Below are 17,792 nucleotides of genomic sequence, written 5' to 3' on the forward strand. Positions count from 1 at the left end.
GTGAAAAGTGAGGTCCACACCAGGCGAGGGAGCAACGGTTAATCACCCATGGCTGTCAATTGCTCATGGCTGTCCTGTCACCACTTTGTTGCCATTCGTAGAAGGTACCCAGAGTGTAAGAGTAAGGAATACTTTTTGCGTGGGAGAATGACCATTTAGGCACATTGTCCCTAAAGTATTTCTCCCAGCCATGCTCATACATCTTCATGGTGCGATCACGACGTTCGCGGAACTGAAGATAATTCTCGTTCCGTGTCCAGCCATTTATAATGTTGTTTGTTTTAATACGGCTGGCATACTCTTCGTCCGTTTCATTGAAGTGTTGAGGCGTAGCAATGGCAGTACGTTTCACATAGTCAGATTCTGTTTCACCTCCGCCTCTCCAACGATTAATCCTGTCAAGACTGCGGCCCAGAGGTCCTCCCAGCCACTGAGTGAGCATCTTGTTGTCGTTCATGAAGAAGTCGAAAGTGAGACTCGACGCCAGAGCGAATCCGAAGGTTTGAGCGTAGGTAAATCCGGATAAAAGACCGTGGGCATATGCTCCGACCGTGGCTACCGGTCCCAGCACGAGGCCGGCTGTGGCAGAGGCCAGTATTTTCACTTTTTCTGGTGTGATCCTGTGCAGCAGTGGTACCTGAACGCCATGTCCGGTAGCCATGGATTTCAACATTTCGGGAACCAGACGGGAAATACTGCGATACATATGCGGGTTGGCGTTGTACTGTCTGGCAAACAGCATAGAGCCGGTTCTCAGCAGAATGACTGAGGACGCGGCCTTGCCCAGTGGCATTGCCAGCCCGCCCACTTCAGTGACTTTTTCAATGCCACTGTGGTAGGCATATTGCCCGGTTCGGTCAAGATCAAAACCATAGCGTTCCAGCCAGTGCTGGAAAGGTGTGAGCATTCTGTGGGTGTAATCACCCCGGCTCGTCAGATCCAGAAGATAGAGGAACGCCGTGTTTGAGAGGGACAGGTTGGCAGCCTCCATGGCGGTTTGGGTCACCAGTAGAGGTTTGTAGCTGGAGTAGTACCAGGTGACAGCTTGTACCAGAAAGGCTGAAGGCTTGATCCAGTAATCATTCAGCTGCCGCTCAATCGCTGCGGCGTGAGCCCGCATCAACGTGTCATGGATAACCTTGATCAGGTCTGATTCTGAGATGCCGGCAGTATTGGCATAAGGTGTCAGCGTGTCCTGAATATTGGTCAGGAATGCTGCTGTCTTGCGGCCATTTTCAAAGGCGATATCGTCAAGAACGTAGTTGGCGATGACGGCAGCTGCATACTCTTTCATGCCGACGACAGACTCTTTCATACCTGCTGGGCCAGTCGCGGTCACAGTCACAGGAGTAAAGGCATTCTCCATGAATTCTTCAGCACCCTTATCGGACAGCATATCGACAACGGCACTGAAGTGAATCACATTGACGCCGTATCTGTAGCCAAGAAAGTGTTCAAATTCATCCACTGTCTGATATCCGGCGACGCCTCTGATAGCCTTAATATAGTTCTGAAGTTCAACCTTGCTGATCAGACCTTCACGTAGCAGAGCGATGATCTTGTTACCACTGGCATAACGGGCAGCTAAGTATTCGGAGAAGCTGTTCAGGTTCCCCGGCTCATAATCGACGTAGTGAATGGCTGTTTTGCCCATGCCGAGAATTTCGTCGTCGTATTGTTTAGCTCCGCTTTGCAACTCATCCCTGGCCCTGTACATCAGCTGCTGGATGTTTCTCAGCACATTCGAAGGCTGATTTTCTACAGATTCGAAAGCGGGGGCCGGGAAGGTCGTCTTCAGACTCTTGAAGACTGTCACAATCCGATTGGCCTGATCAAACGTCAGAGTGTCTCCGACCAATGCCCGCAGGTGGACCGGTGCAAATTCTTCGTCAAAATCGAAAGTCGTAAAGTCGGGTATGTCCTCACCACTTTCTACGGCTAATTCTGCCAGACCTATTGCGGCTTCCAGGGCTTGTTTCTTGAGAGAGTGCTGCTGCGTGAATGTGTGGATGGCGTCCAGAACTTTTGCCTGCCTCGGCGTGCACTGAAAGGGACCGTCATCATTTTTGACGGCTTCCTCGGCAGCTATAAGGACATCCTTCATTCTCTCAATGTCTGCTTTCCTGACTTCAATCTCACCTTCCAGACGGCACTCTTCCTGAATCAGTTGCTGGATCTTGCTAGCATCATGACCGCCCGGTTGTGCCTGTTTGTTTCTCAGGGCATCAACCTGTTGTGTACTGGTGTCGGCAGGTTCTGGTTTAAGACCCACGGCTTTTTCAGTGGTGTCAGGAACGGCTTCCAGATTCTCCTGTGCAACAGCCTCTTCAAGCAGGGCGTGGGCCTGTTGCGTACTTTTCCCGTCGTACTCACGCAGGAATTTTGTGACATGATTGTACTTTTTCCTGGTCAAAGCCAGTTCACCCTCAGCGCCATCATCCGGGACAGCCATGAGGTCGGCAAGACTCTGCCAGATTGCCAATTGTATGCGACGAATATCATTCAGTTTTTTATTAGCCGTCTTCTGCTCACTTTCAGCTTCTTGTAGTGCCCGTCTGGCTTCAGCCAGCTCACGATCAAGAGCGAATCGGGGTTTTGGTCCCAGGGGAGCCATTTGCCTGTCAAGCTCATCCTCAATGGCTTTGACACGTCCATTAACATCGAGCTGGCCCGCTTCATAAATTTCAGTACCGAAGCGCAAGAGTTTATGTCTAATTAGACGAATCTGGTCGTCAATAGCGGCATGATCCTCATAGCCCTCAATGTTGAGTTGATGGGCTATTTCATTGTTTCTGTCTCTTTTGACACTTTCATCTTCGTAGGTTCCAAGTACCTCGTACAATAATGCCCAGGCTCTCGATACCAGAATACGCTTCTGCTCATTCAGGCTAACATCCTTTTCAAACTCTACCTGCATATCATTGGCTAGTTTAGTAGTAAAAGCCTTGCTTTTTTCTATAGCGGCAACGCTTCTACGAGGGTTGATTTCCAGCGCCCGTTCTATAGCCGAAAGATAATGTGCCTGTTCATTTTTGACTCGCTCTTCTGATACTTCGACTTCAGATCTAAGGCACTGATGAATCGTTTCGAGCCTGAAATCCCTTCCTCTCAGATCTTCCCAAGCCGTGCTGTAATCGCTCCAGATGATCTTGTCCATCTCATCCAGGTCGTCAGCTGAGATATCATCGCCATCAAGCCTTTTGTGAATCCTCTCAAGTCTTGCTGCTTTGTCATCACCTTCATTGATGTCGATGTTGAATAATTTTTCTGAGCCTTCCAGTATGATCAGGGCGTTTTTCTCCAGGCGCTCTTTGGCATTTATGATGTACTTCTGCAAGTCTTCAGAAATGATCTGGCGATGAAGATACACGTCGTCCTCATAACTGAGACGGTCGTCCTCCAGAATTTTTTCCACGCTTGTCAGTGTACTGAGTATTTCAGGCCTGGTTTTGGGAGCCAGTGTTCGATCCATTATTTCTTTCAGCCTTTCAAGCTCGAAGAGCGTCATGTTTATTGCCACTTCCACGGCGTCGAGTTCTTCGGGAGTGGTGTTATCATTCAGCTCAACACCAAGAGTAACTGTTAGATCCTCTTCAGTGTTAGATTTAGAGGAGGTGCGAGCATCTCTGCTTCTCTGAACTCTCTGAGGCGGTTGTTCTTGCTGAGCATTGATGGCCTCAAGTTGTTGACGCAGACGTCCTTTTTTATCATTAATCGTATTGATTTTTTGAATCAGGCGTTCATGTTGAACGAAAACATCTGCATTGTTGTCAAAATTCCAAATGTGTAAGCGTGCGGCAATGGTTGCATGATGGGATTTGATTTCAGCTTCTCTTGTAGTATCTGTTCTGAAGCTTCGTTGCTGAGGATGTTGTCGAGCGACCTGAGCTTTCTCTCCGGAGTGTTGTTGAATGGCTTTTTGACGGGCTTCCAGATCAGCTTCGTTGACGGGACTCCGACCGATCTGTCCAACGACGGGTAGTTCTTGCCCAACGGGTGAATCCGCATCTTCTTCCGGTTGCTGTTGAGTGGACTGAAAGCGGGCAACCAGATCGTTTTCATTGACCGGAGTTATACCGGGCAGGCCTTCAGGGAAGGCTAGTATTGCTTTGAAGATTTCTCTATCAGGTGGTTTTGCCCCAGGTAATTTGGTCAGTGCAATGATGTTCTCAAGAAGTTTTCTTCCGGGGAGTTCGTCTTGATCTTGGGGTAGCAGGCTATCATCCTGGTTATTAGTAGCAAAATCCCCTGCCATTTGAGCGTTATGAGCGATTTTGGCATCTGTTCTGGCACCAAGGACTTGTTTTACCTGTGATGGAATCCGATGGACTGCATCCCGTATTTTCTGATTCTGATTCTCCAGATCTTTCAGCTCGACACTTAACAGTGCAAGCGAATTTTCGTAGCGTTGCCTGTCTCTCAGTTTTTCCTCATGACTACGAACGGCAATGGCCTTTGTTTCTTCGGCTTGTTCCGTTGCGTAAAGTAATTTTTCGTTTAGCTCGACGAGTTTGGCCTCTTTTACCCGCAACCTCTCCAGATCGTTGTTAAACTCTGACAGCTGTCTGTTCATCATATCGCTCATGACTTTGGAAGCAAACTCTCCGTCTTCCCGGGAAGTGTCGATCTGCAGCTTGTTGATATGGCTGATAACGGGTATCACTTTCTGAATATTCTGAACAAAGTGCGGGTTAATCAGAAGATTTCTAAATACGGGTTTGAAACTGAAGTGTTTTACGAGTTGATTATGCATCCAGATTGGCGTGATGACTGAAGAAACGACTCTGATGTGTTCCAGTGTGAACTCAAATTCATCTGCTCCATGTGGAATAGCACTGGTCAATGCCTGCCGGAGAGATTCATAGAATGCAAGCGCACGCATCGTCAGTTTGTCTTCATTTGAAAGTGTTGTGGGTTGATCTGTGTCAGCAGCGGCGTCGAGCCTCCCGGTAAACTCCTCCAGCATTTCCATCTGCCTGCTTCGAATGATGTACAGGTAGCTTTCGAGCTTGTATTTTTTAACGTGTGTCGTTAATGCCGGGGCAGAGTTACTACTCTTATCTTCTTCCCAGTGCTTATGCAGGCTTTCTACAAAAGCAATATCATGGGGATTCTGCATCTGACCATAGAAAACAATAACCTCTCCCGGAGCTTCCTCTACTTTCAGCATTGGATAACCTGCAGGCACAGGATAAACCTGTTTGTCATCCTTGACATGCACAACATATCCGACGGGTTTACTGTATGCCAATAGTTCATTAAGAGCCTGCTGTTGTATATTCTCTCTGAGGATATGAACCTGGATGTAGGCCGAGGTGGCTGCTGCCAGGAGAGCCTCATCATTGACAAAGAGTGATTGACCCAGACGTTGCAGTTCGGGGGGCTGATCACCCCCTGAGATAAGACGCATGAAGGTACGCCCATTCACTTCAACCTTGTCGACTTCAATGGTAGCCAGGGAAACATAGTGATCACTTTTGCCGAGGTTTCCCGCTCTCTCCTCAGCACCTTCCAGCAGCCAGAACAGTTGAGTGTGGCTGGCAATTTTCGTTAACGGTTCCAATGATTCCATGCCAGCCAACTGAGAGCGAACAGCCTCAACTGAGTCCCGATCAGTCATTCCGCTTCTGACTTCAATGACCAGTTCCTTTTCTTCAAGATTATGGGTAAACCTGAAGACTTCCTCATCACCCACCTTCAGGACTTTAATGTATTTTCGGGCAACGTCATTTTCGTCTGTTTCAAACAGATCAACGCTGGAAACACCCCCGCAGAAATCAGAAAGAATATCTGTAAAACCTTTAGCAGGAATGACATAACCTGCACTGACTTGAGCCTGATAAGAGTAGGTGGTTGTGAAAGATCCGGGTATTGGCTGCTGGTCATCACCTAACGTTGGCCGAACAATGCTCTCACTCCGGGTAAACTCCACAGGTCCATTGTCTGTAATATCGATAGATTTTGTCTGCAACCTGCGATCGGCCAGTGCCTGTGTGACAATGATGGAAGAACTGATGGCAATGGCTACGGCAAGGCTTAATGCATTGGGACGAAATTTTCTCATTCTACTACCTCAGAGCTGATTACTTTTATTACGGTGAAAAGTGATTACCACAGCAGGCGAGGAAGAGACTTCTAATCGCTCGTGGCTGTCAGCGGGTCATTGTTTCCGGTAGAAATCCTGATTGAGGGGTTATTTTCCTTGATGACCATGAACTTTCTGATCATCCCCCATTTGCCACTCATAGAAGACACCCAGAGTGTAGGAGTACGGAATGCTTTCTGCATGGGAGAATGACCATTTAGGCACATTGTCCCTGAAGTATTTTTCCCAGCCATGTTCGTACATCTTTATGGTGCGATCACGTCGTTCACGAAACTGAAGATAATTCTCGTTTCGTGTCCAGCCATACATCATGTTGTTTGCTTTAACACGGTTGGTATGTTCTTCATCCGTTTCATTGAAGCGTTGGGGCGTGGCAATGGCAGTACGTTTCATATAGTCAGACTCCGTTTCGCCCGTGCCTCTCCAGCGGTTGATCCTGTCAAGACTGCGGCCCAGGGGGCCACCCAGCCATTGAGTGAGCATTTTGTTGTCGTTCATAAAGAAGTCGAAAGTGAGACTCGACGCCAGAGCGAATCCGAAAGTTTGAGCGTAGGTAAACCCGGATAAAAGACCGTGAGCGTATGCTCCGACCGTGGCTACCGGCCCCAGCACGAGGCCGGCTGTGGCAGAGGCCAGAGTATTCACTTTTTCTGGTGTGATCCTGTGCAGCAGCGGTACCTGAACCCCTTGTCCGGAAGCCATGGATTTCACCATTTCAGGCACCAGACGGGAAATGCTGCGATACATCCGGGGGTTGGCGTTGTACTGCCTGGCAAACAGCAGAGAGCCGGTTCTCAGAAGAATGACCGAAGATGCGGCCCTGCCCAATGGCATGGCCAGCCCGCCCAATTCAGAGATTTTTTCAATGTTGGTGTGGTAGGCATATTGGCCGGTGCGGTCAAGATCAACACCATAGCGTTCCAACCAGTGCTGGAAAGGTATGAACGCTCTGTGCGCGTAATCACCCCGGTTGGTCAGATCCAGTAGAAGAAGGAACGCCACGTTTGAGTCAGACAGCCTGATGGCCTCCTCGACGGTATGGGTGGCCAGCAGAGGTTTGTAGTTGGAGAGGAACCAGATGACGTGCCGTATCAGAGAGGCTGAAGGTTTGACCCAATAATCATTGAGCTGATGCTCAACCGCTGCGGCATGAGCCTGCATCAAGGTGTTATGGATAGCCCTGATCAGCTCTGATTCAGACACGCCAACGGCATTAGCATAAGGTGCCAGAGTATCCTGAACATTGGCCAGGAAGGCCACCGTCCTGCGGCCGTTATCAAAGGCAATATCGTCAAGAACATAGTTGGCGATGACTGCAGCTGCGTATTCTTTCATGCCAGCAACAGACTCTTTCATACCTGCCGGGCCAGTGGCGGTTACGATGACAGGAGTGAAGGCACTGTGCATGAATTCCTCTGCACCCTCGTCAGACAGCATTTGAACAACCTTTTTGAAGTGACGCACATTGACCCCGTGGCGGTAGCCAAGGAAGTGCTCAAATTCATCCACTGTCTGATAACCATCGACACCTCTGACCGCTTTCACGTAGTTCTCAAGTTCAACCTTGCAGATCAGACCTTCACGCAGCAGATCAATAATCTTTTTACCACTGGCAGAACGAGTCGCGAAGTATTCCGAGAAGCTTTTCAGGTCTCCCGGTTCATGCTCGACGAACTGAATAGCCCTTTTGGCTATGCCATTAATTTCGTTGTCGTATTGTTGAGCCCCGGTTTTCATCTCATTCCTGGCCCAGTAAACCAGCTCCTGGACTTTTTCCAGGATATTCAGAGACAGATCTCCTTCAAGTTCGACATTGTAGTGGGGCGGGTAGTGCGTCTTCAGTCTCTCGGAGATTGTCACAATCCGAAAGCCCTGGTAGTGCGTCTTCAGATTTTTGAAGACTGTCACAATCCGACTGGCCTGATCAAACGTCAGATGCTCTCCAACCATTGCCTGCAAACGAATCGGTGCAAATTCATCGTTAAAATCAAAAGTCGTAAGGGTTGGTATTGCATTACCGCTTTCTGCTGCCAATCCTGCCAGACCGATGGCGGTTTCCAGAGCTTGCTGCTTGAGAGGGTGCTCCTGCATGAAGTCGTCCATAGCGGCCCGAACTTTTGCCTGCCTCGGCGTGTACTGGAAGGGACCGTCGTCATCTTCGACGGCTTTCTCTGCCGCTTTCAGGACTCCCTTCATTCTCTCAATGGCGGCTTCTCTGACTTTAATCTCACCTTCCAGATGAGCCTGTTTATGAATCAGTTGTTGGGCCTTGCTGCCAATAACATCATCACTGCCCAGTTGTAACCGTTTGTTTCTCAGGGCATTAATCCGTTGTTCATGAGTATCAGTAGCGTCTGGTTTGAGACCCACGGCTTCTTCGACGGTGTTAAGAGCTGCTTTACGATAATCCGCCAGAGCCTCTTTTGCTTTTGATACAGCTTCACTTTTTTGCTTCAGGACTAAACCCAGTGCGTCCATTTCCTTTTCATGTGCGGCTTTAGCCTGCTCATCAATGTGTCCGGGATCTTCAATCTCCTGTTTTTTACGATCCAGATTCTCTTTTGCATCTCTCTGTTCAAGCCGTGCATTGGTCACTGCCATAATTTTCCTGTAGTGCTCACGCAGGAATTCCGTGATCCGAAAATGCTTTTGTCTGATTAAAATCTGTTCACCCAATTCGCTATAGACTTCATCGCTTGCTTCCCGAACAAGAGTATCTACATAAGCCAAAGTATCGATAAAGTCATCAGCTTCTTCCTGTAAACTGAGGTCATCTCTAATCTGAACATTAAGATTTATTTTGGTTTTCAGTTTCTTAAAGATTTCCTCTCGTCTTTGTATACCGTGTTCTTCCAGAAAATCATTGACGTCCTCTACTCGCTCTTGAAGGGTTTGCTCGTCATCTGCAGTCAGACCCAGCCTTATTTGAACTTGTTTCATTGCCCGATTGAGAACTATGTCGTCTCCATCCGAGATACTTTCGTGTACAGCTGGGGGGCCGGTAAATAAATATTGTTTGACACGAATAGCATCCAGCTTTTGCTTAGCTGTCTTCTGCTCACTTTCAGCTTCTTCTATTGCTTCCCTGACTGTGGCTACTTCACGATCAAGAACGTACCGGGGTTTGGGGTCCAGGCGAGCCATTTGCCTGTCAAGTTCATTGTCAATGGCTGTGATATGCTCATTAACCTCAGAAACACCTGCTTTGAAAACTTTTTCTTCCAGCTGTTCGAGTTTTTTTTTAATTAGAATGTTTTGGTCTTCTATACCGGCGTCATCTCTATAGTCCTCAATGTTGAGTTGATGAGCAATTTCATTGTTTCTGGCCCTTCTGAACACTTCATCGCCATGGGTTTCTTCTACCTCACCCATTAATTCCGAAATTTTGCAGTAAATAACATTCTTGTTGTCGTTGAGGTGAACGTCGTTTTCAAATACTACTTCCAGATCGCTGGCCAGTTTAGCAAGGAAAGTCTTGCCTCTTTCTTTTGCCGCATCGTTTACAATGGGGTAGATCTGCAGCCTGTCCTCTATATCTTTAAGCAGCCTTTCCTGTTGTCTTACGACTCGCCAATCCGCAGCTTCGATATAAAAGGTAAGTCTGATTAGCTTATCGTATTTACTGGTTCTTTTTTGAGCAACTGTCTTTTGAGCAACTGCGGTGTAAGCTTTCCAGGGAATTTGTTCTATCGTATCCAGCATGGACTCTGAGATATCATCGTTATTAATTTTTATTTCAATCCTGTCAAGTCTTGTTGCTTTGTCATCACCCTCATTGACATTGATCTCGAGTGCTTTTTCTACGGCTACCAGCATCTCCAGAGCTTCTTCCTCTACCCGCTGTCTGGTTTCTGTGATGTATGTCTGAATTTCTTTAGAAATGGCGTCACGACGGTAATAAACATCGTTCTCTGTATCGAGGTTATCTATATTCAGAATATTTTCCACAGCAGTCAGTTTTCCAAGTACTTCAGGCCTGGCTTCGGGGTGGCCTGGTGTTCTGATGTCTTTCAGTTCTTGTTCCAGCTCTTTAAGTTTGAAGAGCTTGTAATTGACTGTTGATTCGAGGGTGGGGCGATCTTCCAGTGTGGTGTCTTCACTCAGGTCAATACCAAGAACCGATGCCAGAGCTTTTTTTCTGGTCCTGGTGTAAGAATTCTCTATTTCGCGTTGATCGTCCATTTTATTAAGTTGTTGACGCATATGCTGCTGATGAGCATGCACCTGGTTGATTTCATGAATTTTTATACTGATGAGTCTGGCTTGTTCCTCTTGGGGCTGGGCATCATCCCATTTGTCAATACCGAGCTCTGTTGCCAGTTCACTGTTGCGAGTGTTTGTCGCTTTTGCTCCGGCAGCATTAAGTTGTTTTACCAGCTCGGGGATTCGTTTGTTCTCCTGCTCAAGTTGGCCAATCAGGTCTTTTTTCTCTTCCAGCTCTTGATTAATCTTTTTAAGCTCATTGACAACTTGCTGATTGATTTGGACTAGTCTCAGTTTTTCCTCAATACCGCTCATGAGCGTTGTCGTTCTGTGTTGAAATGCTTTGCTTAGCGCGGTGAGTTCGGCCTCTCTTGCCAGCAGCTTTTCCAGTCTGGTTTCCATCTCAAGCAGCTGCCCGGCAGAGTCACCAATGACTCTGGAAGCAAAGCTTCCGTCTTTGTCAAATGAATTGCCAGAAGGGTCGCCAGGCATTTTGCTGGTAGCGGGTATAACTTTATGTATATTTTGGATAAAATTCCGGTCAGTCAGAAAATTTCTAAGTACGGGTTTGAAGCGAAAGCGCTCTGCGAGTTGAATATGCACCCAGGTTGGCGTGATGATCGACGAAGCGAATCTGACGTGCGGTGCTGTGAATTCAAATTCATCTGCTGTATCTGGAGTAGCATAGGTCAATGCCTGCTGAAGATATTCATAGTATTCAAGCTTCGCCAGTTTACCATCGTATGCAAATGTCGTTTGTCCACTTCCAATAAGTTCAGTATTTTGTTGCGCAGCTAACTCTTCCAGTATTGCCATCTGATTGCTTTGAATGACGTACTGGTAGCTTTTGACCTTGTCTTTTTTAACCCATGCTGTTGCTTCAGGAGGGGGGGCGTTGTTGCCAAATTCATTCCGCCAGGTGTCAGCGAGAGCTTTCACAAAAGCGATGTCGGCGGGGTTCTGCTTCTGGCCACGGAAAACAATAATCTCTCCCGGAGCCTCAGTCACTTCCAGTTTTGGATAATCATCAGGTACAGGATAAGCCTGTGTCTCATCCTCGGTGTGTACAACATAGCCAACGGGTTTATGGTATGACAACAGATCATCCAGAGCCTCCTGTTGTAACTCTTTCCCCAGTAGATGAACCTGGGTGTAGGCAGAGGTAGCTGCTGCGAAAAGCGCCTCATCGTTGACAAAGAGCGATTGACCCAGGCGCTCCAATGCAGGGGGCTGATCACCGGAAACGATGAGACGCATGAAGGTGCGCCCTTTCACTTCAACCTTGACTGTTTTTAGGGTGGCAAGGGCAACATAGTGATCAACCTGGCCAAGGTTTCCTGCCCTTTCATTCGCACCTTTCAGCACTCCGATCAGATGTTCAGGGCTGGCAACGTTCGTAAACGGTTCTAATGTTTGAGCGTCGCCCAGTTGAGCGCGAACAGCCCCAATTGAATCCTGATGGATCATTCCGCCCCTGACTTCAATGACCAGTTCTTTTCCTTCAAGATCATGGGTGAACCTGAAGACCCCCTCATTACCCACCTTCAGGACTTTGGTGTATTTCCGGGCAACGTCATTCTCGTCGGTTTCAAACTGATCAACACTGGAAACGCCACCCTCAATGCCAGAAAGAATGTCTGTGAAGCCTTCAGAAGGAACGTCATAGCCCGCTCTGACTTCAGCCTGATCAGGGTAGGTGGTGGTAAAGGATTTGGGTATTGGCTGCGAGTCATCATCTAAAGTGGGCTTAACGATGACCTCATTCTGGGTAAACTCCATCTGTTCATTGCCAGAAATATCGACAGATTTTGTCTGCAGCCTGCGGGTGGCCAGTGCGTCTGCAGTAATGATGGAAGAGCTGATTACAATTGCCACTGCAAGGCTCAATGCATTGGGGCGGGCATTTGTCATTCTGCTACCTCGGAGCTGAGTATTTTTTGTTACCGTGAAAAGCGATTGCCATACCGGGAGAGGAAGCGACTTTTCATCGCTCATGGCTGTCAATTGCTTATTTGGGTAGCTTCAAGGGTCTGCTTGATTGTGAGTGATTTCTCTCATCGTAAACAGATGCTTTCTTATTATTATCGCCCTTTTGCCACTTGTAGAAGGCACCAAAAGTGTAGAAGTAAGGAATACTTTCTGCATGGGAGAATGACCATTTAGGTACATTGTCCCTGAAGTATTTTTCCCAGCCATGCTCGTACATCTTCATGGTGCGATCACGATCCTCACGGAACTGCAGATAATTTTCCTGTCGGGACCAGCCATACAGTGTGTTGTTTGCTATAACACGGCTTGCATATTCTTCATCGGTTTCACTGAAGCCCTGAGGCAAAGTGATAGCGGTACGTTGCAAATACTCATTCTTCCTTTCACCCACGCCCCGCCAGCGATTAATTTTGTCAAGACTGCGGCCCAGAGGTCCGCCCAGCCATTGAGTGAGCATCTTGTTGTCGTTCATGAAGAAGTCGAAAGTGAGACTCGACGCCAGAGCGAATCCGAAGGTTTGAGCATAGGTAAACCCGGATAACAGACCGTGGGCGTATGCTCCGACAGTGGTTACCGGTCCCAGCACCATTCCGGCCGTGGCAGAGGCCAGGGTTTTGACTTTTTCTGGTGTGATTCTGTGTAGCAGGGGTACCTGAACCCCTTGTCCGGAAGCCATGGATTTCACCATTTCGGGCACCAGACGGGAGATGCTGCGATACATCCGGGGGTTGGCATTGTACTGTCTGGCAAACAGCAGAGAGCCGGTTTTCAGCAGAATGACTGAGGAAGCGGCCTTACCCAATGGCATTACAAGACCGCCGATCTCAGAGAAACCTTCAATTCTTCCGTGGTAGGCATATTGCCTGGTTCGGTCAAGATCCACACCATAGCGCTCCATCCAGTGCTGGAAAGGTATGATCATCCTGTGCATGTAATCGCCCCTGTTGGTCAGATCCAGAAGATAGAGGTGATGCATGTTTGTGAGGGATAGCCTGACAGCCTGCCAGACGGTATGGGTCGTCAGCAGAGGTTTGAAGCTGGAGAAGAACCAGGTGACCGCTTGTACCAGAAAGGCTGAAGGTTTGACCCAGTAATCATTGAGCTGATGCTCAACCGCTGCGGTCTGAGCCTGCATCAAGGTGTCATGGATAGCCTTGATCAGCTCAGATTCAGACACGCCAGCGGCGTTAGCATAAGGTGCCATAGTATCCTGAACATTGGCCAGGAATGCTGCCGTCCTGCGGCCGTTATTAAAGGCAATATCATCAAGGACGTAGTTGGCGATGACCGCAGCTGCGTACTCTTTCATGCCAGCAACAGACACTTTCATAGCCGCCGGGGCAGTCACAGCAGGAAAAATATGCAGAATGAATTCCCCGGCACCCCTGTTGGACAGCGTCCGGAGAGCGGCCTTGAAGTGAGTCAACTTGACGCTGTGTTTGTAGCCAAGGAAGTGTTCAAATTCATTCACTGTCTGATAGTCATCAATTCCTCTGACGGCCTCTATGTAGTTCCAAAGTTCAACCTTGCTGATCAGGCCTTCTTGCAGCAGAGTTATGATCCTGTTACCGCTGGCAGAACGGGTAGCGAAGTATTCCCGGAAGCTTTTCAGAGTCGGTTCATCCCCGATTAAGCGAATCGCTGATTTGCCCATGCCGAAAATTTCTTTGTCGTATTCTTCAGCCCCGGATCCCATCTCATTTCTGGCCCTGTGCACTAGTGTCTGGATTTCTTGCAGAGGGCAGGGCTCGTCGAGGTATTCAGGGAAGATTGTCTTCAGGTCCCTGAAGATTTGCACGATTCGACTGGTCTGATCAAACGACAGTTTGTCTCCAACCTGTACATGCAAGCGCAACGATGCAAATTCATCGTCAAAATCGTAAGTCGGAAGGTCGGGTATTGCCTTACCGTGCATTACGGCTAATTCGGCCAGACCATTTGCGACTTGCAGGGCCTGTCGTTTGAGAGGGTGCTGCTGTGCGTATAGGTGGATAGCGTACAAAACTTCTGCCTGTTCCGGCGTGTACTGGAAGGAACCACCTTTATTTTCGACCTCTTCCCCGGTAGCCTTCAGGGCTGGTTTGTCAGTGGCTACCTCTTCCCCGGTAGCCTCCAGGGATGGTTTGTCAGTGGCTACCTCTTCCCCGGTAGCCTCCAGGGATGGTTTGTCAGTGGCTACCTCTTCCCCGGTAGCCTCCAGGGCTGGTTTGTCAGTGGCTACCTCTGGTTCAGGAATGTATCGGGGTTCAGATCCCCGGGCGATTTGTCGGTCAAGCTCATTCTCAATGGCGGCAATACGCTCATCAACGTATGGCCGACCCGCCATATCAACGCCTCTATCCAGCCACCGGAGTTTTGCTTCAATGAGCCCGATCTTATCCTCCTCATTGAAACAACGCTCGCAGTTAATGTTGAGTTGACGAGCAATTTTATTGTTTCTCTCTCTTCTGAAATCTTTACTGCCATGGATGTCGTTTGCTTCTTTGTCTAATGCCTGAATTTTGCTTTTTAGGGCATTCTTCTGGTGCTTCAGGCTGGTACCTTTGTCAAATTCTACTTTCAGAACTAAAGCCAGTTCTGCAACTGTATCCTTGCCTCTTTCTTTAGCAGCAGGGTTTTCACTCTTGTCGATGTTCAGCTCGTTTTCTACAGCTTCAAGCATCCTTTCCTGTTGTCTTAAAACACGCGCATCCGGTAGCGGGTCGTCGACATAAAGGTCAAGAAAATCTCGAAGGTTCCAGGCTCTTGCTTTCTCGTCGTTGCTCCACTCCATGTCTATTTTCCAGATGAAAGCTTCCATCTCACGAAGCATGTATTCCGGGATTTCACAGTCAAATATATGGCGAACTCTGTTAAGTCTTGTTACTTTGTTATCCTCTTTGTTAACTTCGATTTCTAATATTTCTTCTACTCTTTCCAGTGTATCCAGAGCCTCCTGTTCTGCCTCTTCTATGGCTTTTGTTGCGTATGAGTGAATGTTCTCAGAAATGGCGTTACGACGATGATACACATCGTCCTTGCTATTGAGTCCATCCATCTTTAGGGCTTTTTCCACTGCAGTCAGTTTCTCAAGTACTTCAGGCATGGTTTCGGGGTGGGCTGGTCTTCGATCAATTTCTTCTTCCGAACCTGCAATTGTCTCAGGTTGTTGACGCTGACCTTGTTCCCGGTCAGTGATTGATATAAGTTTTTGAGCAAGTTCCGACATTCTCAAGCTTTGCCTGATACTTTGAGAGGCTGATGCCAGTGTGTGCTCTGTCAATTCATTTTGCTTTGCGAGCAATGCCTCTGTTGTCCTGAGGTTCTCTAACTGGTTTTCTATCTCCAGTAGCTGCCCGACAAAGTCGCCGATCACTTTGGCCACAAAGCCCTCGTTCTGGCCGGAAGAATCATCAAAAGGATCATTAAAATCACCGCCATACGGATTGGTGCGAAAGGGCGCAACTTCGTGAATAGTCTGAACAAGGTGCCGGTTAGTCAGGAAATTTCTAAGAACAGGTTTGAAGCCGAAGTGTCTTAACAGTTGAATATGCAGCCAGGTTGGCGTGATGTACTGCGAAGTGAAACTGACGTGTGTCATTGTGAATTCGACTTCATCTGCTCCATCTGAAGTAGCACTGGCCAATGCCTGCTGAAGATTTTCAAAGAATGCAAGCTCTACTACCTTATCATCGTATTCTTCACCGATGTCGAGTCCGGCATCGTGCTTTGCAGATAAACCCTCCAGTATCGTCATCTGCCTGCTTCGAATGATGTACCGGTAGCTTTTGACTTTGTCTTTTTTAACCTTTGCCGTGTACTTATGATCATAACCGATATGCCCCTCCCAGACGTCACGGAGCCCTTCAACGAGAGCGATATCGGTGGGGTTCTGTTTCTGACCACGGAAAACAATAATATCTCCCGGAGTCTCAGTCACTTCCAGTTTTGGATAACCAGCAGGTACAGCATAAGCCTGGGTCTCATCCTCGACGTGTACAACATAGCCGACGGGTTGATGGTATGACAAAAAATCCTCCAGAGCTCCCCGTTGTAGATCTTTCCCGAGAACATGAACCCGGGTATAGGCAGAGGTGGCCGCTGCGAAAAGCGCATCATCATTGACAAAAAGCGATTGACCCAGTCGCTTTAACTCAGGAGGCTGATCACCTGCTGCGATAAAACGCATGAAAGTGCGCCCGTTCACTTCAACCTTGTCTACCTCAAGGGTGGCAAGGGCAACATAGCTATCGGCTCCGCCAAGCTTTCCTGCTATTTTATTCGCACCTTTCAGCACTCCCACCAGATTAACGGGGCTGGCCATTCCAGTAAACGGTTCTAATGTCCAGGTGTCTCCTGATTGAGCGCAAACAGTCTCAATTGAATCCTGATGGGTCATACTGTCTCTGACTTCGATAAGCAGTTTCTCTTCTGCAAGGTTATGGGTAAACCTGAAGACCCCTTCATTACCTACCTTCAGGACTTTGGTGTACTTCAGAGCAACGTCATTCTCGTCTGTTTCAAACTGATCAACACTGGAAACGCCACCCTCGATGCCAGAAAGGACGTCTGTGAAGCCTTCAGAAGGAATGTCATAGCCTGCTCTGACTTCGGTCTGGTCAGGATAGGTAGTGGTAAAGGATTTAGGTATTGGCTGCGAGTCATCATCCAGAGTTGGCTTAACGATGACCTCGCTCTGGGTAAACTCTACCTGTTCATTGCCCGAAATATCGACAGATTTTGTCTGCAGCTTGCGATCGGCCAGTGCGTCTGTAGCCATGATGGAGGAGCTGATGGCAACTGCTACTGCAAGGCTTAATGCATTGGGGCGGGCATGTGTCATGGTATTACCTCGAGGCTGGGTATTTTTATTACTGTGAAAAGCGATTGCCACACCGGGGGAGGAAGCGACTTATTAATCGCTTACGGCTGTCAATTGCTTATCTGAGTAGCTTCAAGGCTTTTCTACCGGAGCAGTCTCTGTGGGCTCAGAAGGAAAGGTTACACTTGACGCCAGCACTGGTGTTTCATTAGTCAACTGTCTGGTAATCATGTTAGTTGTTTGTTGCGTGATTAATTCACCATAGCTTTCCTACTTGTCCCACTTCTCATCAGCTTTAATTTGGTCGCCAGAGATGGCAGTCAAAAAGCTTGATTGATGGAGATTCCTCTTGTCATTAACAGGCGTTTTCTACTATCGCCCTGCTGCTACTCGTGGAAGGCACCAAAAGTGTAGAAGTAAGGAATACTTTCTGCATGGGAAAAAGACCATTTGGGCATAATTTCCCTGAAATATTTCTCCCAGCCATTTTCATACGTTGCCATGGTGCGATCACGTCGTTCACGGAACTGAAGATAATGCTCGTTCCGGGTCCAGCCATACATCGCGTTGTTGGCTTTAACACGGTTTGCATAGTCTTCATCGGTTTCACCATAGTGTTGAGGCGAAGCAATAGCTGTACGTTTCACATATTTATCTTGCGTTTCCCCCACGCCTGTCCAGCGATTAATCTGG

The 17,792-nt window shown here is 48.0% G+C and carries 4 protein-coding genes; all 4 read right to left on the minus strand.

Annotated elements, in window-relative coordinates; genetic code table 11:
* Positions 1 to 55: 55 nt before the first annotated feature.
* The gene (locus KBW69_RS19610) at positions 56 to 6,064 is read right to left on the minus strand and encodes a hypothetical protein (RefSeq protein WP_257281959.1); all 6,009 of its coding nucleotides are present in this window, start codon (positions 6,062 to 6,064) and stop codon (positions 56 to 58) included.
* A 129-nt stretch (positions 6,065 to 6,193) separates the two neighbouring features.
* The gene (locus tag KBW69_RS19615; protein ID WP_257281960.1) at positions 6,194 to 12,220 is read right to left on the minus strand and encodes a hypothetical protein; all 6,027 of its coding nucleotides are present in this window, start codon (positions 12,218 to 12,220) and stop codon (positions 6,194 to 6,196) included.
* Between the two features lie 97 nt (positions 12,221 to 12,317).
* Complete coding sequence (locus tag KBW69_RS19620; RefSeq protein WP_257281961.1) at positions 12,318 to 17,120, minus strand: hypothetical protein; 4,803 nt, start codon at positions 17,118 to 17,120, stop codon at positions 12,318 to 12,320.
* Positions 17,121 to 17,485: 365 nt separating this feature from the next.
* The coding region (locus tag KBW69_RS19625) for a hypothetical protein (protein WP_257281962.1) at positions 17,486 to 17,792 on the minus strand (307 nt) is incomplete at its 5' end.

The organism is Endozoicomonas sp. ISHI1, assembly GCF_024606225.1.
In the GTDB taxonomy this organism is placed as follows: Bacteria; Pseudomonadota; Gammaproteobacteria; order Pseudomonadales; family Endozoicomonadaceae; genus Endozoicomonas_A.

What these genes read in the sequence shown, in the direction of transcription:
- KBW69_RS19610 (WP_257281959.1), bottom strand. Translation starts at nt 6,064, where the DNA reads ATGAGAAAATTTCGTCCCAATGCATTAAGCCTTGCCGTAGCCATTGCC.
- KBW69_RS19620 (WP_257281961.1), bottom strand. Translation starts at nt 17,120, where the DNA reads ATGACACATGCCCGCCCCAATGCATTAAGCCTTGCAGTAGCAGTTGCC.
- KBW69_RS19615 (WP_257281960.1), bottom strand. Translation starts at nt 12,220, where the DNA reads ATGACAAATGCCCGCCCCAATGCATTGAGCCTTGCAGTGGCAATTGTA.